The following is a 21,292-nucleotide window of genomic DNA, read 5'->3' as shown; positions in this document are numbered from 1 at the left end:
CGCGAAATGACTCCCCTTATTCTCTCCACAGGATATTAAGAACACATTAAGAATGCTTCCATCCGTCATTTTTCATTTCTCATTTTGCATTCTGTTCCATCACCTCCGCCAGCTTCTTCCCCCACGCACGGATCCTCTCTTCCTGCCCATAGGGCTCATCCACGATGATGAGGGGCGGCAGGAGCTGTTTGCCTTCCTTCGCCATGCGGAATCGCTGGAAGTGCTCCGCGACGCGCGCGGTGTAGTAGTACCGGCTGTCGCCGAGCGCGATGAACGCCATGGGCTTGCCTTTGAGGTCCACGCCTTTCACCGCTTCCAAGAAGACCGCCATGTGGGGGTTGGGCTGCCCCTCCACTCCGCCCGTGTTCCAGGTGCCCGAAGCGAGGAGGAGGGCATCGCCGCGCCGCAGATCCTCGGGCTTGGCCTTCTCCACGCGCCCGGTTTCGACCGCCACCTGCGGGGCGGACTCCTTGAGGAACGCCTCGAGCGTCCGCACTACGAACTCCGTGTGGCCGGATGTGGAAGCGTAGAAGATGTGGAGGGAAGTCATGGGCATGCGTAGTATGTATTTCCTTGGGAGAAATGTCATCGTTATTTCGTAACTCCGTTCTTTCGTTCTCTATCAAGCCGAGCAAGCACGATACGTACGACGCAATACGCGATACGAGATACGAAGACGAAAGACAGGTACACTACGCCCATGTCCCTCCTCGACCCCAAATCCATAGCGGTGATCGGCGCCTCCACGGATGAACGCAAAGTGGGACACCTCGTGCTCAAGAACCTGCTCACCCAGGGCTTTGGGGGCGACGTGCATCCCGTGAACCCCAAGGGAGGGGTCATCGCGGGCAGAAAAGCCTTCGCTTCCGTGGGGGACATCCCGGGCACGGTGGACATGGCGGTGATCGTCACGCCGGCGGAAACGGTGGTGGGGCTCGCGGAGGAGTGCGGCAAGAAAGGCATCCCCTCCCTCATCGTCATCAGCGCCGGCTTCGCCGAAGGCGGGCAGGAAGGCCACAAGCGCGAGGAGGAGCTGCGCATGATCGTGAAGAAGTACGACATCAGTTTGGTGGGGCCCAACTGCCTGGGGGTGATGCGCCCGTCCATAGGGATGAACGCCTCGTTCGGGAACGTGCTCCCGCCCGCAGGTCCCGTCGCTTTCCTCAGCCAGTCCGGCGCTCTGGGGGAAGCCTTCATCGACCGCGCGGCGGGCATGGGGCTCAAGCTCTCCCTCTTCGTGAGCATGGGGAACAAGGCCGCCATGGATGAGTGTGACTTCCTGGAATTGTGCGCGGAGGACGAGGAAACGCGCGTCATCGGCTTGTATCTGGAGAGCATCAAGGACGGCCGCCGCTTCCTTGCGCTCGCCCGAAAGGTGGGCACCGCAAAGCCCATCGTCCTCCTCAAAGCCGGCACCACGGAGAAGGGGCGCACGGCCGTTTCCTCTCACACGGGGGCGCTGGCCGGGTCGGACGCCGCGGTACAGGCCATCTGCATCCAGGGAGGCATACGGCGCGCCGCATCTGCGGAACACTTCCTGGACCTCCTGCGCACCCTCGCGGAACAACCCCCGCTCCTCTCCCCACGAATCGCCGTCATCACCAATGCGGGGGGGCCGGGCGTGCTTGCGGCGGACGCCACGGAACGGGAAGGCTTGACGCTCGCCCCGCTTTCAGCGGAACGCGCGGATGCACTCAAGAAGCTCCTCCCCCCCACCGCCAGCGTCCGGAACCCCATTGATGTGCTGGGGGACGCGCGGGAAGACCGTTTCGAGGCGGCGTTGAAGGCAGCCGCGCAGGACCCCGAGATCGACGGCACGCTGGTGATTGTGACGCCGCAAGCGATGACGCCCTCCACGGCGATCGCCAAAACCGTGGTGGACGTGCGGAAGAGCTATCCCCTCTTCCCCTTCGTCACCTCCTTCATGGGAGGGGAAGGGGTGCAGGAAGCTGTCGCATTCCTCCAGTCCAACGGCATCCCCAATTTCCCCACGCCGGAGACCGCGGTGGCCATGCTGTCGGCGTTGCGGAAACCGGAGAATGGTCCGCCGGATGCACCGCAGGCCGAACCCGCGCTCCGTGTGGATAAGAAGCGCGTGGGGGAGGCCAACCGGCTGCTCAAGGAAGCGGGAGAGGGGTTGCTGAGCGAATCCCTCACCGCCGCGCTGCTCTCCCTCTACTCCCTCCCCCTGCCCAAGGGGCGCGTGGCGGGGACGGCGGAGGAGGCGGTGGCGATCGCGCGGGAGATCGGCTTCCCCGTGGCCGCCAAAGTGAGCTCCAAGGACATCCTCCACAAGACGGACATGGGGGGCGTGCGCGTCCACCTGCAATCGGCGGAGGACGTGGCGGTGGCGTTCAAGCAGATCACCGCCAATGCCAAGAAGCGCGCACCCCGGGCGAACGTCGCGGGCGTGCTCATCCAGCAGAGCCTGCCGCCCGGGAGCGAATTCATCGTGGGCGCGCTCAAGGATCCCGGCGCCGGCCACCTGGTGATGGCGGGGCTGGGCGGCATCTACACCGAACTCTTCCGCGATGCGGCGTTCCGCGTGGCTCCCATCACCCCCGAGGAGGCCTATCCCATGCTGGCGAGCCTGAAGAGCTGGAAGCTGCTCCTGGGGCTGCGCGGCAAACCGCAGCTGCAGATCGATGCCTTGGCCGCCCTCATCTCCTCCCTCTCCGTGCTGGCCGTGGAGTGCCCTGCCATACGGGAAATCGACCTGAATCCGGTGCTGGTGACGGAGAAGGACCTGACGATCCTGGATGCGAAGGTGGTGGTGGAATAATGAGAAATTGGAAATTGGAAATGCAAAATGCAATGAATATGCCATTTATAATTTCAAATTTTGCATTTTGCATTTACTCTTCCGCCATGAGCACCGCCACCCGCACCCTCATCTACGTATCGCAGAAAAAAATACTCCTGTTCGCGCTCTTCACATTCATCACCCTCGTCCCCCTCACGATGGTGCATTCGCAGTTCCTCACGGGACCGCTCGTGAACGCCATGCTCCTCCTCACGTGCGTGCTCGTGGGGCCCACCGAGGCCGTGATCCTGAGCCTCTTCCCCAGCCCCATGGCGCTCATGAGCGGGCTCCTGCCCGTGGCGCTGGCGCCCATGATCCCCTTCATCATGATCGGAAATGCGCTGTACGTAGCGGTTTTCCACTATCTGAAGCCGAGGAGCGTCATCCTGGGGATCGTGGCCGCGAGCGGCGTCAAATTCCTGTTCCTCGTCGCCTCCGTACGGTTCGTGATGGGCGGGCTGCTCGCCTCCCCCCTCGTCGCCAAGCTCTCCGTAATGATGGGTTGGCCGCAATTTGCCACGGCGCTCGCCGGCGGCGCCATCGCCCTTCTCCTCCTGCGCATACGAGGAATACAAAGAGAAATGCAAAATTGAAAATTGGAAATGCAAAATGACGGGATAGACTCTCCTATGAGAGCAATTGTCATCATTTTCCATGTTGCATTTTGCATTTTCAATTTAGTCTACGCTTATCCCCATCCCGCTCGACATCATCGGACAGTTGAGAACGGCCACTATCCTCGGACGCGGGGGCGCGGAGTATCCGGCATACAAGAAATGGGAAGCCGTGCGTGCCGCCTCTTCCACCGTGAAATACGTCATCTGCAACGCCTCGGAGCGCGAGCCGAACGTGTTCAAAGATTTCCACATTCTCGAGAATCATACCGAAGAGGTGTTCGCGGGGATGAAGCTCGCCATGCAAGCGGTGGGCGCCAAGGAGGGAATCTTCAACATGAATGCGGAGTACGAGGACAAGCTGAAAACCCGCCTCGATGCCCAGACGGCCGCCGCCAAGGATGAGGGCTTCACCATGCGGATCTTCCGGGAAGAACCCTCCTACATCGGCGGTGAGGAGACCGCCCTCCTCAACGCCATCGAGGGCAAGCGTTGCGAGCCGCGCCTCCGTCCCCCGTACCCGGTCATGCAGGGCCTGTACGGCAAGCCGACGCTGGTCCACAACGTGGAGACGCTCTACGATGCCGCCCTCGTCTCCCAAGGCCGGTACGACGGCAAGCGCTTCTACTCCGTCTCCGGCCTTGCACCCAAGCCCGGGGTGTACCGCCTGCCGACGACGCTCACGGCCCTGCAGGTGCTGCAGGAGTCGGGCAACGTGCCGCAGGAGGCGTTCTTCGCGCAGGTGGGCGGCGGGGCGAGCGGCGTGGTGCTCAACGCGGAGCAACTCGCCCACCAAACCGTGCACGGCACGGGCGCCATCATCCTTCACCTGTGCACGGAAGATCCGCGCTCCCTCCTCCTCCATTGGCTCACCTTCTACCAACGGGAGAGCTGCGGAAAATGCACGCCGTGCCGCGAGGGGACCTACCAGCTCGTCCGCTTGGTGGAGGGCGAAAAGCGCATCCCGTGGAAGAAGATGCAGCCCATACTGGACGTGCTGGAGAAAACCTCTTTCTGCGCGTTGGGACGCAGTGTGCCTGTTCCCATACTCTCGTATTATCAGAATGTATTCGGTCATTCATAATGGTCTATCTCGTTCCTCAAACGGCAATTATTCATGCATCTTCCACCTTTTCCCGGCGGAAAAGGTGGAGCCCAGCCTGCGTCCCGCACTGCGGGACTACGGCTGGCAGGCAAAACGCCGCCCTCCATCTTCCACTATCCTAAGTCCTAAGTCCTATCCCCTCCGTCCTACGAACTCCATTCCCCTCGACACCCTCGGCAGAGAAGTCACGGTCTTCCTCAACGGCAAGTCGTTCGTCGCCAGGGAGGGTGAGGACATCCTCACCGTTGCGCTGCGCAGCGGCTTCCAGATCCCCCACTACTGCACACATCCCGATCTCCCCGTGGACGCCAACTGCCGTACGTGCCTGGTGGAAGTGGAAGAAACAGGAGCGGGCTTGCCCCCCAATGGGGAGCGGAGCGACGCCGGTACGCGGGTGGTGACCTCCTGCACGCTCAAGGCGGCGGAAGGGCTGCGCGTGCTCCTGGACACCCCCCAAGTGATCGCGCTCCGCACGCAGAACATGGAACTGCTCTTCGGCGAGTACAGCGCACATTCCCCGCGCATTCGCCACGGCTACTACAGCAAGACGCTGGAGGAAATGAAGCGTTTCGGGGTGGGCGGCAAGTTGTACAAGCGGGATGACCCCGAGCGCGGCATCCACCGGTTGGGAACGGCGGCGGAATTTGACCCCGCGCTCTGCATCGGCTGCAACAAGTGCGTGGAAATCTGCCAATTGATCGGCATCAGCCACTTGACGCTGGAGGGACGCGGCTCCAAGACGCGGGTGGGATACAACCACGACCCCGCCAACGACTGCATCTACTGCGGCCAGTGCACCGCCCACTGCCCCGTGGAAGCGGTCCGCGAGCAGAGCCACCTGGAGCAAGTGGAGGAAGCGCTGCGCGACCCCTCCATCACCACCATCGTGCAGTCCGCCCCCTCCATCCGCACGAGCATCGGGGAGGGATGGGGCGTACCGTACGGCACGGACCTCACGGGGCAGCTCGTCACCGCGTACCGGCAACTGGGCTTCGACAAGGTGTTCGACGTTTCCATGGGCGCGGACATCACCACCATGGTGGAAGCGGAGGAACTGGTGCGGCGCCTGCGGCATAAGTGGGATTTTGAGGAAGGGAAGCGGAAAGATCCGCCTCCGGAAGGACCGATGTTCAGCTCCTGCTGCCCGGGATGGGTGAAGTTTGCGGAGTTCTACAAACCCGACCTCCTCCCCCAGCTCACCGCCGCCCGCTCGCCCCACATCCACAGCGGCGGCGCGTACAAGACGTGGTGGGCGGAGAAGAGCGGCATCGACCCCGCGAAGGTGCGGGTGATCTCGGTGATGCCCTGCACGTCCAAGAAGTACGAAGCCGGCTTCGAGCACCTCGCCATCAACGGCCACAAGCCCGTGGACTTCGTGCTCACCACGCGGGAACTCATCGCGCTGCTCAAGACGCGCAAGATCGACCTGCCCAAACTGGAGCCGGGGACGGTGGACACGGAAGGCACATACTCCGGCGCGGGCGCCATTTACGGGGCCACCGGCGGCGTGATGGAATCCGCGCTCCGCACCGCGTACTGGATGCTGACGGGGCAGGATATTCCCGGAATGGATTTTATGCCTGCGCGCGGTTTTGAAGGCAGTAAACGCGGTTCCTTGGAGATCGGTGGAAAGAGGGTGAACGTGGCCGTTGTGGCCATGCCGAAGAACATGTGGCCGCTGCTTCGTGCATTGAAAAAGGACCCCGGGTCCCTGGACTACGTGGAAATGATGGCCTGCCCGGGCGGCTGCATCGGGGGAGGCGGGCAACCGATCCCCAACACGTTCGCCATCGTCAAGGAACGCATCGCGGGCTTGTACGTGATTGACAAAAATCTCCCCATCCGCACCGCCCACGGTAACCCCGTGGTGCAGGAGTTCATGGCATACGCAAAAGCGCAACCGGAAGAGAAACGGAACGCTCTCCTGTATCGGAGTTTCAGCGCGAAGAAAAAAGGGGAGTGACGAGGAGGAGTCCGACCCGGCTTCGCCCTGCGGCTCCGCCGCGGTGGAGGAGTCCGACGACTGATCGCTGAAAGCTACACACTGCTATCGCTCTCGGTATTTTTTGATTTATTGTCAATATTTAGCGTAATCCATCTCCTTTCCCCCTCTCCGATCCCCATTTGACAGCAGGATGATCCTATGGAAATCAGTTGCCTCTTTGGGGAAGTAGTTTTGCGTAATAGACCCCTCCCATGCGTATATAGAGGCAAAATGATATAATAATATGATTTGAACAAACCCAAATCACCGTCCCCTGGCCACCGCATTTCTGTAATGCAACGGAATGCAACCCGTATCCCTCTCGCCGTAGAGGTGGCTTTCGGGTGCATGTTCACGGCCGCAATGCTGCTCAGCGCGCAATCACCCTCGTCCCTCCGCGCGCAAGTGGCCACGGGAACCGGATCCGCGGAAACGGGATCGGCGGAGAGCGGCATCACCACGGAACAGGTGGAGCATGCCGCAGCCAGCGGCTCGGCACTCAGCGCCAGCATTTCTTCTGCATCTTCTGCATCCTCCGAATTCTCCGTCACTTCAGCGTCATCTTCATCCGAGTTTGCCTCAGCATCCTCCGCTGAATCCGCCAGCTCTTCCTCGGAATCTTTGGCAACGTCGGAATCCTCTTCATCGGAATCCTCTTCCGCCGCATCCTCCGTTGAATCCGCCAGCTCCTCGTCCGAACTGTCTTCGGAATCTTCGGCAACCTCGGAATCTTCTTCCGCCGAATCCTCCGCCTCCGCAACAGGCTCCTCACTTTCCTCGGACTCCTCCACCGCGGCGGAGCCGCAGGGCGAAGCCGGGTCGGAATCGTCGGCATCCTCTTCCACCCCACCCATCACCATCGACATCCCGGAGGCCACCCTGCTCGCCAACGCCAACACGCACATCCTGGTCCGCATCGGGAAGAGCAAGGGGATCTCCACCAAGGACGAACTTGCCGCGCGGCTCGTTCTGGGCCTCACCTCCGCCACCGATGCGGACGTGCTGTCGCAGTGGGAAGTGGGCGATGCGAGCGGGGAGGAGGGAGGGTACGTGCTGCGCATCACCATGCCGCGCAGCTTCACGCCGGGGCAGTACCGGCTGAACGTCGGCCTGGACACCACCCCCGGCGAAACGCGCGCCATCCAGCGCATGTTCCGTACGATGAACGGCGGTGAGGAAGGCCGGGCGTTGCTGTTCGACCAAACGCTCCTCCTCGGGTACACCGCGGCGAATACGGACCGCGGCACGTACGTGCCGGGAGAGGCCCTGGAAGGGCAAATGACGGTGAGCGACGGCTCCCTCCCCCTGTGCGGATCCGCCCTGGGCGTGAGCGTGAAGGACCCCTCCGGCGCGCTCCGCACCTTCAGCATCGCCGAGAGGAACATGCCGTTCCAGAAGTCCTGCGCGACGCGCAAGTTCACGGTGCTCCCGGACTACGCCGTCACCACTCCCCTCTCCGCCCCCGGCTCCTACGCGCTCACGGTGACCCCCGCCACGGCCACGGGCCAGACCCTCACCACGGCGGTGCGCGTTTCCGACGGAGGCCGCCTCCTCGACATCCGCCGCCAATCCGTCACCCGCACCTTTGCGGGTAATACCGAGGACATGACGATCATCGTTACGCCTTCCGCGACGTTCGTGGGGAGCATCACGGAAACGGTCCCCGCCGGCTTCGAAGTGATGACGGTGGAACCGCTGGCCAACCGCAGGAACGACGGCGACGGCTCCACGGCCATCGTGTGGGAGCGCCGCTGGGAAGCCGACGTCCCCGTCACCCTGCGCTACACCTACGAGACCCCCTCGCAAACCCCCCTCTTCGCCACCTTCGGCCCCCTCCAAGCCAAGGGCGTGAAGGAAGTGACGGGATATGAGACGAGTTCTTCCTCCTCCACCCCCACCCCCTCCTCCGATGGAGGAGGGGCGCAGTCTTCCCTGGAATCGAGCGCATTGTCCGAAGGAGGGGAAGCTGGTTCTTCTTCCGGCGACCAATCTTCGGATTCATCGGAATCGTCGGCATCATCCGTCACCTCCGCTTCCTCTTCCGAAGAGACCTCATCCGCGTCAAGTGCGGAAACATCTTCAACGGACGTCTCCTCTTCGGTTTCCTCGGATTCCTCGGTTTCTTCGGCTTCCTCTTCGTCGGAATCCTCTCTTTCTTCTGCATCCTCTCTCTCTTCTGCATCCTCTGACTCCTCTGCATCTTCTGCATCCTCTGCATCTTCTGCTTCCCCCCAACCCCTCGCCTTCCGCCCCAACTTCTTCGCGAACATCTTCGGCATCGGCTTTCAGGACACGAAAGCCCCTGCGGAACTTCCGTCCGTCTCCGAGCGGTCCTCGGCGGCTCGCAGCCCTTCCGCGGCGCCTGCTGCGCCCTTGGTAAACAGGAGCCAGGACTTGCTGGGCAACCTCTTCGGCGCCGCCCCCGATACCACCGCCCCCCAAGGGCTGGCGTCCTCCTTCCTGGGGGAAATCCGCTCGCTCATCAACCGCTTCTTCCGCTTCCTTTCCTTCTTCTCCCCGCGCTCCTTCATCGCCGCCATCACGAACGACGAGAGCCGGTACAACTTCGTCACGGAAGAGGGGCGCGCTTGGCAGGTGCTCTCCCTCCCCGTCCCCCAAGCGGGTTCCCTTACGGCGGACCTCACCCTGACCCCGAAGGGAAGCGAGAGCTTCGACGCCAACACCCCCCCCGCCTTTACGCTGCTCACGAGACAGGCGGAAGGCAGCGGAGCGGTGCTCTTGGATGAAAACGGCCATTTGAAGCAAGAGAAGGCCTTCGAGCAGCTGGTAGAAGCGGTGATGGACGATGCCTCCTATAGGAAGGAGGTGATCAAGACCATGGTGGAGGAGCGGAAAGAGGAGATCGCCGCGGCCCTGGTGCAGGATTCCGTGGCGGTGAACGACATCGCGCTCTCCGCGGGCGTGCCCGAGGGAAGGACCAAGACGCAGCGCGTGGAGGAAGTGATCATCGCCGCGTTGGAGGAGGACGAAGGGCAGGCTTCCGTGGCGGAGGCTGCGCTGGAAGCGCAACACTTGGAGGACATCGTGGAATCCGCCCTGAGCACGGAAGTGCGCAACGCGGTTGTGCAGAACATTGTGGCGGAGGAGTTGGAACGCATGAACGAAGAGGGACCGGAAACCGTCTCTTTGGGTGCGGTGTTGCAAGAGGAGAGCCCCACCATTGCGGACCTGGCCTCGGCGACGATGGTGCAGACCGTGTGGGATGAAGGCGAGGTGAAGCAGCAAGTTGCGGAAGCCGTCGCCGAGCAGGCGAAGGACAGCGCCCTGCAGCCGGAAGGCGCCTCCGGAGCCGTGGTGCCGGAACAAACCCCCTCCGCTCCCCTCTTCCGAGTGAACCTGACGGACAAATTCGGCCGCAGCTTCTCCCCCAAGTACCACTTCGAGACGGGCTCGCTGGTCCTCGTCCTGGAACCGGACCGCCGCTTTACGCCGGGGCTCTACCGGCTGCAGGTGACGGTGCGGAACCCCCTCACGGGGACGGAGGAGACGGTAGAACAGGACTTCGCCTGGGGCGTGCTGGCCATGAATGCCAACCGGGACCGCTACCTGCCCGGAGACAAGGCGGAACTGCACTTCGGCGTCTTGGATAACGACGGCAAGATCGTGTGCGACGCTTCCCTCACCCTCCGGGTCACCACCCCCTCCGGCCAGGACTTCACGCTCTCCACCCAAGACAGCTCCATCAGCGTCACGGGCACGTGCGGAGTGAAGGAAGCCGGATTCATCGAACCGGACTACAAGGCCTTCATGACCATGGCCGAGGCGGGGAGCTACGGCTTCCTCCTCACGGCCACCACCCCCAACGGCACACGCTCCCTTACGTCCACCGTGGAGGTGGGGACGGGCTTCCCCTTCATCGTGCAGAGGGAAGCCGCCACGCGCCTGTGGCCGCTGGCCCCCTCCCCCATGACCGTTTCCGTGCAGTTCTTCGAGGACTTTACGGGAACGGTGACGGAGACGGTGCCGGAAAGTTTCGTGCTCTCTTCCATCACCCCCGCCGGTGGTCAGCGATCAGCCGTCAGCCGTCAGCCCTCAGCCGTCAGCGACCGGCAAGAACAAACAATCGCATGGGACGGTTCCTGGAAAGCCGGGGAGACCGCCTCCTTCTCTTATAGGTACGACGCCCCGGACATCTCCCCGGAGTTCTATCTGCTGGGCCCGCTCACGCTGGACCCGCAGGGCGACGCGCCCCACGAGCCGGTGATGACGGAAGCGAGGACCTGGCAAGTGGCGAATGACGACACGGGCAACGACTGGATCGTCAACTGGCCGTACCGCAAGAAGATCACCATCAGCCATGCCAACGTGGATACGGACCTTACGGGATTCCCGCTCCTCGTCCGCATAACCGCCGATGCCGACCTGGGCGCCAAGGCACAGGGCAGCGGGGCGGATATCCGCTTCACCACCTCCACGGGGGTGCTCCTCCCCTACGAGCGAGAAGATTACCGCGTACGCTCCGGCTCCGGCTCCGGCAACTTCTGGGTCAAAGTCCCCACGGTCTTCGGGGCGCAGGACACCACCATCTACGTCTACTACGGCAACGCGGAAGCCCATGACGGGCAGAACGCCGCAGGCGTGTGGGACGCGGACTTTAAGGGGGTGTGGCATTTGAAGGAAACAGCGGCAGATGAAGGGACCGTAGCGGACCTTTACGCGGACTCCACGGCCAACGCCAACCACGGTGACCAGGCGGGGCCGGACGATGCGGCGGGCTTGGTTTGGAACGGCCAGGACTTCGACGGGACAAATGATTCCGTCGCCACCGCATCATGGCAACGGATTGCCCCGCCACTCACCATCTCCACCTGGATGTACCGGCAAACACACGTCCACAACTATGAAGGTATAGCGAACCATTTCTCCCACGTTGACCCCTACGGCGGTTTCGGCTTGTGGTCCATGGCGGATGGCACCGTCACGGGGTGGGTGGATGACAACTACGGCAACAAGATCGGCACCACGTCCGCGGTATCCGACGGCGCGTGGCACCACGTGCAACTGGTGGGGAGCGGCGGACTGTTCGGCATCTATGTGGACGGGGCAAAGGCCAGCGCCAACGGAACCACCCTGAACTACACACCCGCCGCTTCCGAGGCTTACATGGGACGCTCCATTGCCGGCACCGAGTACTTCGACGGCTTCCTCGACGAAGTCCGCATCTCTTCCGTGGCCCGCTCCAACGCTTGGATCAAATTCGAGTACGCCAACATGGCAACGGGCGATCTGACGTTCGACACGGAGGCGATGAGCAACGTTTCCGGCCGCCTCTTCTCCGACGAAGGCGTTACTCCCCTCTCGGGGAAGAAGATCTCGGTGGCCCTCAACGGCGGGCCGTTGACCTCCAGCGGCACCACGGATGGCAACGGCTTCTACAGCATCAACGGATTGACCATGACGGGCGGCACCGTGGTGACCCTGTACGTTGACGACGAGACGGAAGACGCCGTAACGGTGGTGCTGGGGAGCGGTTCCAGCATGACGGGCGTGCACCTCTACCAGAACAAACTCATCCTCCGCAGCGAATCGGGAAGCGCCGCCGTGACCAACAGCCACCTTGCGGTCGCCACACTGAGCGCGGAAAGCGATACGGACGTGGCGGCCATCCTCTCTTCCGCTTCCCCTTCCGCCGTAACGGTGGCAACGGGCAAGGAGCTCCTGGTGTGGACGGGGGATACGTTTGCGCCGGGGGGGACGGTGACGGCCACGGACTACGACATCAACGGAAACTTCCAAATGGGCGCGAATGCCGTTTCCGTGGGAGGCAACTGGGACGCCACCAACGGGACGGCCACGGGCTCCAATACGGTGACTTTCACCGCCACGAGCGGGACCAAGACCATCACGGGTACGGGAAGCAGGAAGTGGAACAATCTGGTCTTCAACGGTGATGGCGGTACATGGCAGGTCATGAATGCCATGGAGGTGGATGGGGATATCACCATGACGGTGGGGACGCTCACCGGAGAGGTGGACGTGACCGTGAAGGGCGGGGACGTGACCGGGAACGGCGCCATCACTATGACGAGTGGAATGTTCCGGGTGGAGGGGACGGGGAACTTCGGTGGCGCGACGGATTGGACGTTCGCCAACCTCACCTTTGGCAACGGGCTCACATCCGGCACCACCACCAAGAACGGCGCCAATAGCGTGACCGCGCGCGGCCAGATCGTCATCAACCCCAACCAAACCTTGCTCGCGGGCACGGGCACCTGGAACCTGCAGTGGGGCGGAAACGTGCTCACGGACATCAAGCAGGTGGCTGCCAAAAACTACCACACCCTCGCGCTGCGCAAGGACGGGCGGCGCGTGTACGCGTGGGGATCCAACACCTACGGGCAACTGGGCAACGGCACCACAACCAATGCCGCCTCCGTCGTGGAAGTGAAGGGCGTGGGCGGGGCGGGCTTTTTGGGCGAAGGCGATACGGGCCCCATTTCCAGCATCGCCGTAGGGCAGTACCACTCCCTTACACTGCGCAGCGACGGCTTGCGCATGTACGCATGGGGGAGGAACAGCTACGGGCAGCTGGGGGACGCATCCACCACCCAGCGCACCACGCCCGTGGCCGTGAAGAACGTTGGCGGGGCGGGCTACCTGGGGGATGACGGCGCCATCGGCGAGATTGACGGAGGGATGTACCACAGCATCGCCCTCAAGGCGGACGGCACCAGGATGTACGCGTGGGGGAGGAACACGTACGGCCAACTGGGGGACGCATCCAGCTCCCAGCGCACGAGCCCCGTGGCGGTGGTGGGCCTCACGGGGACGGGCTCCTTCCTGGGCGAGGGCGGCGCGAGCGGCGGCCCCGTTTCCCACGTCTCCACCTTCTCCTACACCAACTACGCCCTCAAGAGCGACGGCACCCGCGTGTACGCGTGGGGGTACAACAACTACGGGCAAGTGGGGGATGACACCCTCATCAACCGTTCCTTCCCCGTCGAAGTACACGGCGTGGGGGGCACGGGATACCTTGGAGACGGCACCAACGGCGGACCCCTAAGCCAAATCGCCGCAGGGTACTCCCACGGTGCCGCCCTCAAGAGCGACGGCACAAGGGTGTACACGTGGGGGTATAACTACTATGGGCAGCTTGGGAACAATTCCACAACGGACACGGACGTACCCATCGTCGTCATCGGCGTGGGGAACACCGGCTTCCTGGGGGATGGCACCAACGGCGGCCCCATCGGCAAGATCTCCGGCGGCTACTACACCACCTTCGCAGTGAAGGACGACGGATCGCAAGTGTACGGATGGGGACAGAACAGCTACGGCCAACTCGCGGACAATACCTTTACCGGCCGCAGTACACCCGTTATCGCCCTGGGGCTTTTGGGGGCGGGCGAACTGGGGGATGGGACGAACGGCGGCCCCATTGGCGACATGGGGGGCGCCCAATACTTTTCCTACGCCCGTAAGGACGACGGATCACGGTTGTACGTGTGGGGTGGCAACGGGCCGTTCTTGGGCTTGAGCGGCTTTGCCAGCACAAGGTATCCCAGGGAAATGGAAGGGAGGAACGAACAAACACGGGTTCCCTTCTCTTCCCTGTTGGATATTTCGCAGATCAGCTCCGGGGATTACCACACGCTTGCCCTGCGCAGAGACGGCCGGCGCGTGTACGCATGGGGGAAAAACCTCTACGGGCAGCTGGGCAACGGTCTGTACGGGAGCACCTACACACCCGTGGAAGTGAGGAACACGGCCGGCACGGGCGCGCTCGGCGGGGAATCGGACGGGCCCATAAGCCAAATATCCGCCAACGGTGAACACTCCCTGGCGCTCAAGAGCGACGGCACACGGGTGTACGCGTGGGGGCTCAACACCAACGGGCAGTTGGGCAACGGAAGCACGACCAATAACCCCATCCCCGTGGTGGTGAAGGGCGTGGGGAATACGGGGGAACTGGGAGATACAACCAACGGCGGGCCTATTTCCGCCATTGCAGCCGGAAGCAACCACTCACTGGCTCTCAAGAGCGACGGCACACGGGTGTACGCGTGGGGGTACAATACGTACGGACGGCTGGGGGACGGTACCAATAGCCAGCGCACCACCCCCGTGGTGGTGAAGGGACTCCTCAACACGGGCTCTTTGGGCGATACCACAAACGGCGGGCCTATTTCCGCCATTACAGCCGGAAACACCCACTCCGTTGCGCTCAAGAGCGACGGGAGCCGTGTGTATACCTGGGGGAGAAACAACTACGGCCAGTTGGGGAACAGCATGCTCACCGACCGCTATTACCCTGGAGAAGTGTACGGGCTCACCTCCACGGGATCCTACTTGGGCGAGGGAGGAACAAGCGGCGGGCCCATTGCGCTCATCAACGCGGGCCACCACCACACCCTTGCGCTCAAGAGCGACGGCACACGGGTATACGCGTGGGGATACAACAATGACGGGGAAATCGGGGACAATACGCTCGTCACCAAGCAAATACCCATCGAAGTGTTGGGCGTGGGGGCCGCGGGGTACCTTGGCGACGGCACCAACGGCGGACCCATTTCCGCCATTTCCGCACACTACTATGGGTCTGCGGCGCTCAAGAGCGACGGCACCAAGGTGTACGGGTGGGGGTACAACAGCAACGGGGAACTGGGGAATAACGGGACGACCGACATGAGTGCGCCCGTTGTGGTAAAGGGCGTGGGGAATACGGGGGAACTGGGGGATACCACAAACGGCGGGCCGATCAACCAAATAGAAAAAGGGCATTACCACTCGTACGCGCTCAAGAACAACGGAAGCGTGCTGTACGGGTGGGGACAAAACCTGTACGGCCAAATCGCCGCAAACCCGCTTCCCAACATCACCTACCCCATCCAATCGTACGTCTCCGTCTTCGCGCCGCTCGTGGTCAACGGCACCTTCACCGCGCAGAGCTCCACCGTGAAGTTCAGCGGCGATTACGCGGGGGATTCCACCTACTCCCCCACCCGCATCTCGGGTGTGGCCTACAACAACCTCGCCCTCGCCCGGAACACCGAAACCTTCATCCTCACGGGAGCGACGGTGGTGACGGGGAACTTGACGCTCACGGGAGGGATTCTGGATCTCACGCTCGAGAACCGGCAAATCACCGTGGGAGGGAACTGGACGGTGAGCGGCACAGGCTCGCTGGTCTCCCGCTCCGGAAGCGTTGTCCTCAACGGCACCAACCAGGCCATCGGCGGATCCAGCACCTTCTACGACCTCTCCAAGGGCGTAACGAGCCTGGATACCCTCACGTTCGCGGCGGGCACCACGCAGACCGTCCTCCACCGCTGGAGCATGAGCGGCGCCCTCTCCAACCTGCTCCGCCTGCGCTCCTCCTCCACCGGCACACAGTGGAAGATAGACCCCCGGGGAACGCGGCTCATCGGCTACCTGGACGTGAAGGACAGCAGCAACCTCAATGCCACGGCTATTGATGCCACGGACGGCACAAGCTTGAACAGCCTGAACAACAACAACTGGACGTTCGGGGAGGGCACCACCGTATCCCCCGTGATTTCCGGCACCGTCTATACCGACGAAGGTGTAACGCCCATCGCCGCGGGCAAGAAAGTCTCCGTGAGCGTCAACGGCCAGGCGGCGGCGGGCACGGGAATCACCGTGGCGGGCGGCTTCTACTCCGCCACCATGACGGGCATGACGATGACGGGTGGCACGGTGGTGACGGTATACCTGGATGACGAGACGGAGGACGCCGTACTGGTGACCCTCAGTTCCGGCAGCAGCATGTCCGGCATACACCTGTACCAGAACCGGCTCATTGTGCGCAACAACAGCAGCTCCGCCACCCTGTCCAACGCCGCCCTTACGGTGGGCGTGGCAAACGGCGACAGTGACATTACGGCCATCTACTTTATATCAGACGTCAACAACATACTGTATATGGCCGGGGGTAAGGAGCTCTTGGTATGGACGGGAGATACGTATGCACCGGGAGGCGGCGTGCAGACGACCGACCTGGACGTAAACGGGACGATGGCCATGGGGACGAATGAGTACACAATCTCCGGCAACTTCGATACCGTTCCCGGCTCCTTCTCCGCAACGGGCACGGGAACCTTTACCGCTACGGCAGCCGGCAAGAGCATTACGGCAACCGGATCTTCCCTGGGCAAGGTGAAGTTCAACGGGACGGGAGGCGGATGGACGTTCCTGAGCAACATGACCATGAGCTCCGCCACGCTCGTAGCGGGGAACGTGGTGGATAACGCAAAGACGGTGCGTGTGGACGGGAACATCAGCGTCGCGTACGTCACCGGGCTCCTCACGTCCACAGGCATCTGGGAAATGAGCGCGAACGGCACGGTGAAGAATCCGTACCACGCCGACACGCGGTTCGGTACGCTCCGCATCCTTACGGGTGTTACGGCCACCGTATCCACCGATAACGGCGGTTACTGCAATATGACGAAGATGGTGGTGCAGACGGGAGCCGTGCTCGCGGGAGGCATGCCTTCCATCACGTATCCCACTGTCACCGCGGATTTCCTGGATATCCAAGGGAACGTGACGGGGACCATCATGCTGTACCTGAACGGCGTGACGTACACCCAGAAGGCGATTTCCATCACGGGCGGCGTCTCCACCGGCGGATCGGGAAACAACGGCATCATCCTCATGACGGGCGATTGGTCCATCGGCTCCCTCTTTCTGTTCGGCGCCTCCAGGACTGTGCCGCCCACGGCGGCGGAGGCATACGCACAGGTGCTGGATACCAACGGCTATAACCTGCGCACGTCCAGCTACGTCCGGTTGGGATTGACCAACGGCACCACTCTCGATTATCCCGCGAAGCTCCTCCTGCGCGGCGGCAACCACCGTTTCGGATCAATTGTGTACACAACGTACAGCAGTGCCGACCGACGCACGGGCATCTTGGACCTGGGCACGGGCACCTTGCTGGCCGCAGGGAACCTGGACTTCCGCGCCATAGAAGTGCGGCCGGGGACCTCGACCGTGATCCTCAACAAGACCTCCGGCACGGGCTCCATCAACAGCGGCACGGGAGGCAGCGTCTTCCACAATTTGACACAGAGCGGCGCAGGCACATGGACGGTCTCCGGCAACAACCTGCAGATAGGATCGGGGCTCACGCTGCTCCCGGGCGCGGGGAAGTTTGATGCGGCGAAGGAGGATAAGAACATCACGGTCCTCGGGAACGTGACGATGGATAACACGCAGACGGACCTGGGGGATGGAACGTGGACGGTTTCCGGGGACTTCGACTATAAGGATGTGACGACGTTGAACGGAAACAGCGCAACGGTACTCCTCACGGGAACGGCGAGTTACATCCCCAAGAGTAACGCCTCCCTGTACAACGTGACGATCGCCGAAGGGGCGCACACCACGTACGAGGACACCGGAGGCACCAGCACCTATATTCACCATGCACTGACCGTGAACGGCCATCTGACCCTCGAAAGTGGCCACATGTTCTACGTGGCCTCAACGCCGAGCGGCGATATCGTCATCAATGCGGGAGGCATTGTGGATGGCGCCGGTATACTGGGATTGTACAGCTCGGGCCTCGGCCACGGCCTCACCACGCTCAATGGAACGGTCGATTGTTTGGTCTGGTACTACATGCCGTTTAGTACGGGGCGCCTTGCACCGGGGCGCTACGGCGGGGGCTTGACGATCTGGTCAGCATCGGCCGGTGCGGTGGCCGTTCTCGAAAACGGCACGTACACGGTGCTGGGGACGTTCAGCGTGAAGACGGACACTACCGGCACATTGACGCTCGATAACAGCGTCAATAACCCCAGCTTCGACCTCCGCGGCAACGTGGTTGTAACCAACGCCACCAACCCCGTCGTGTGGACCAAGGGGACGGGCACCCTCACCCTCTCAGGCGCAACCGCGCAGAGCGTCAACCTGCTTGGGAAGAGCGTGGAGGATATCGTCATCAATAAGACCCATGGGACGGTGCAGTTCACGGGGACGGGGACGGTGGACAGCTTGCTTGTGAGCTCGGGGACGGTGGACTTTAATGGCAAGGCCATGACGAGTATTGGGGATGTGAGTATTGGAGTATTGGGGCAGGTGAATCCCGTGGGGTTGCCGGGGACGGCATTGACGGTGGGAGGGAATCTGAGTTTGACCGGCCAGGACGGGGACCTCCTCAATTTGAGCGCTACGGGCGCCTGGACCTTGGATGTAACGGGAACGGCCACCGCGAGCTACGTGAACGTGCGCTACGCCGATGCCTCGGGCGGGCGCATGGTGACGGCGGACCGCTACTCCACGGACCTGGGGCACAACGTCAACTGGACGTTCGCCACGGACGACTGGGACTACAGCAAGGTGATTACGGTGAGCCACGCGTACGTGGATGAGGACCTGCATAACTTCCCGCTCCTCGTGCATTTGGATGCGGATACCGACGTGGGGGCCCATGCGCAGGGCTCCGGCGCCGACATCCGTTTTGCCACGAGCACGGGCATGCTCCTCCCCTACGAGCGGGAGGACTTCCGCGTACGGGCGGGTTCCGGCTCCGGGAACTTCTGGGTAAAGGTGCCCGTGGTGTACGGGGCGCAGGATACGTCCATCACCATGTACTTCGGCAACAGCGACGCCGGGGACGGCAGCACGCCCGCGGCGGTGTGGGATGCGGACTTCCGGGGGGTGTGGCACTTGAAGGAGAGCGGCAACGGCACGGCGAACGAATTCCGCGATTCCACGCTCTACGGCACGCACGGGCAGGGGGGCGAGGGATCCGCAAGTTACACACCCGTGCAGGGCGAAGGGCAAGTGCACAAGGGGCAGTACTTCACCGGGGGCGACTTAATCCACTTCGGGGACGTGAACGCCATAGAGGAGACGGAAACTTCCTACAGCTGCTGGGCGAAGTTCAACGGCACGGGCGATGATGATGACCTCATTACCAAGGGCAGCCACGCCACCAACCAACCGCTCCTCATCTTCCGCGACGACACCGTGGGATCGGGCTACGACGTGGGCAACACGGACACCCTCTCCGTACTCACATGGGACGGAACGACCATGGACTGGTACGCAGCCCCGAGCGGCTCCCTGAACGACACCGCTTGGCACCACATCGGCGTCAGCATGGCGCCACTGGGAAACATGAAGATCTACATTGACGGCGCGCTGGTGCGCACGGGCGCCATGGCGGGCAGCGGCACCAACATAGACGATAAAATCCTGCGCATCGGCAATGACGAAATCGTGGGGGCCCCCGTCCACGACGGGCACATGGACGAAGTTCGCGTATCCACCGCAGTACGCTCCGACGCCTGGTTCAAGTTCGAGTACTGGAACATGCTCGGCTCGCAGGCCTCACAAGGGCCCGTGCAGAGCAACGCCATCGCGGGCACCTTGTACAGCGACGAAGGCGTCACTCCCCTCTCCGGCAAAAAGGTGAGCGCAAGCGTCAACGGCGCGGCGGCAACGGCCAGCGGAACCACGAATGGGAGCGGCGCGTTCACCATCCGCAACATCGCCATGACGGGCGGCACCGTGGTCACCCTCTTCGTGAACGATGAGACGGAGGATGCCGTGACAGTGATCCTCGGCTCCGGCGCCAACCTGAACGGCATCAACCTCTACCAGAACAGGTTGATCGTGCGCAGCGAATCCGGCGCCACCGCCCTCACCAACGCCCATCTGGGCATAGGCGCGGCAAGCGGCGACAGTGACATTTCCGCCATTTACTCTGTTGCGGGCGGCAACGTGACTGTGGCTTCCGGAAAGGAATTGATGGTATGGACGGGTGATGCGTACGCGCCGGGGGGAACCGTGGCGGCAACGGATTACGACATCAACGGGAACTTCCAAATGAGCGCGAATGCCGTTTCCGTGGGAGGCAACTGGGACGCCACGCACGGCACGGCCACGGGCTCCAATACGGTCACTTTCACCGCCACGAGCGGCACCAAGACCATCACCTCCAGCGGCGGCAAGTTCACGAACCTGACGCTGAACGGCAACGGAGGCACCTTCTCCCCCGCCGATGACCTCTCCCTGGACGGGGACCTCACCGTGACGGCGGGCACCCTGACAGGCGATGTGGATGTGGAGGTGCGCGGCGGCGACGCGACGGGGAACGGCACCATCAACCTGACGAATGGGACCTTCCGGTTGCTCGGCACGGGGAACTTTGGGGGCGCCACGGATTGGTCGTTCAACCATCTCGTCTTCGGCAATGGGGAAGAGGCGGGCACTACGAGCAAGAGCGGCGCCAACACGGTGACGGCTACAAACCAGCTGGAAATCTCCCTCAACCACACCCTCAACGCGGGTACGGGCACGTGGAACCTGCAGTGGGGTTCAAACGAAATCTTTGACTTCAAGGAGATCGTCGCCGGTGGATTGTTCAACCTGGCGCTCAAGAGCGACGGGAGCCGCGTGTACGCGTGGGGGAATAACCAGTACGGACAGCTGGGGGACGGCACCACCATGCAACATTCAACTCCCGTTGCGGTGCTGGGGCCGGGAGGGCAGGGGTACCTGGGTGAGGGCGAGAACGGGCCCATTTCCGCCATCGCGGCGGGCTATGACCACGCACTGGCGCTCAAGAGCGACGGTTCAAGGGTGTACGCGTGGGGACACAATGATGAGGGCGCATTGGGGCAGAATAGCAATGACGATAACCCCCATTTCTTCCCCCTCGCCGTACTGGGCGTGGGAGGCACGGGCTCCCTGGGCGACGGAACGAACGGCGGACCCATTTCCGCCATCGCGGCGGGCATGAGTACTGCCTATGCGGTGAAGAGCGACGGCAGCCGCGTGTACGCTTGGGG

At 62.7% G+C, this 21,292-nt stretch carries 6 protein-coding genes (1 of these 6 running past the window's edge); 5 read left to right on the top strand and 1 reads right to left on the bottom strand.

From position 1 onward, the window contains the following. Nucleotides 1–79 precede the first annotated feature (79 nt). Nucleotides 80–550: a flavodoxin family protein gene (locus tag WC698_00475; GenBank protein MFA6038729.1), complete on the bottom strand. Its 471-nt coding sequence runs from the start codon at nucleotides 548–550 to the stop codon at nucleotides 80–82. A 150-nt stretch (nucleotides 551–700) separates the two neighbouring features. On the opposite strand from WC698_00475, the gene WC698_00470 reads away from it, so the two are divergent. The 5 genes from WC698_00470 to WC698_00450 form a co-directional block, all read left to right on the top strand. After that, the gene (locus tag WC698_00470) at nucleotides 701–2,782 is read left to right on the top strand and encodes an acetate--CoA ligase family protein (GenBank protein MFA6038728.1); all 2,082 of its coding nucleotides are present in this window, start codon (nucleotides 701–703) and stop codon (nucleotides 2,780–2,782) included. 86 nt (nucleotides 2,783–2,868) lie between these two features. Then, complete coding sequence (locus WC698_00465) at nucleotides 2,869–3,396, top strand: hypothetical protein (GenBank protein ID MFA6038727.1); 528 nt, start codon at nucleotides 2,869–2,871, stop codon at nucleotides 3,394–3,396. Nucleotides 3,397–3,523: 127 nt separating this feature from the next. Beyond that, entirely contained in the window at nucleotides 3,524–4,501 is a 978-nt protein-coding gene (locus tag WC698_00460; protein MFA6038726.1) for an NADH-ubiquinone oxidoreductase-F iron-sulfur binding region domain-containing protein, read from the top strand. Next, nucleotides 4,482–6,485 carry a [Fe-Fe] hydrogenase large subunit C-terminal domain-containing protein gene (locus WC698_00455; protein ID MFA6038725.1) on the top strand — a complete coding sequence of 668 codons (2,004 nt, stop codon included), beginning with the start codon at nucleotides 4,482–4,484 and terminating at the stop codon, nucleotides 6,483–6,485. Before WC698_00460 ends, WC698_00455 begins: the two co-directional genes overlap by 20 nt. 315 nt (nucleotides 6,486–6,800) lie before the next feature. Next, nucleotides 6,801–21,292, top strand: partial view of a DUF2341 domain-containing protein gene (locus WC698_00450; GenBank protein MFA6038724.1) — the beginning only. Its footprint extends 37,990 nt past the window's final position; only the first 14,492 of its 52,482 coding nucleotides appear in the window; its start codon is at nucleotides 6,801–6,803; the stop codon falls past the right edge of the window.

The sequence above is a fragment of the Candidatus Peribacteraceae bacterium genome (genome assembly GCA_041661065.1).
Taxonomy (GTDB): Bacteria; Patescibacteriota; Gracilibacteria; order Peribacterales; family Peribacteraceae; genus CAIKAD01.
The sequence above is the reverse complement of the archived record's forward strand: the minus strand, read 5'-3'. Positions and strand labels throughout refer to the sequence as shown.

What these genes read in the sequence shown, in the direction of transcription:
- WC698_00475 (MFA6038729.1), bottom strand. Translation starts at nt 550, where the DNA reads ATGACTTCCCTCCACATCTTCTACGCTTCCACATCCGGCCACACGGAG.
- WC698_00470 (MFA6038728.1), top strand. Translation starts at nt 701, where the DNA reads ATGTCCCTCCTCGACCCCAAATCCATAGCGGTGATCGGCGCCTCCACG.
- WC698_00455 (MFA6038725.1), top strand. Translation starts at nt 4,482, where the DNA reads ATGTATTCGGTCATTCATAATGGTCTATCTCGTTCCTCAAACGGCAAT.
- WC698_00465 (MFA6038727.1), top strand. Translation starts at nt 2,869, where the DNA reads ATGAGCACCGCCACCCGCACCCTCATCTACGTATCGCAGAAAAAAATA.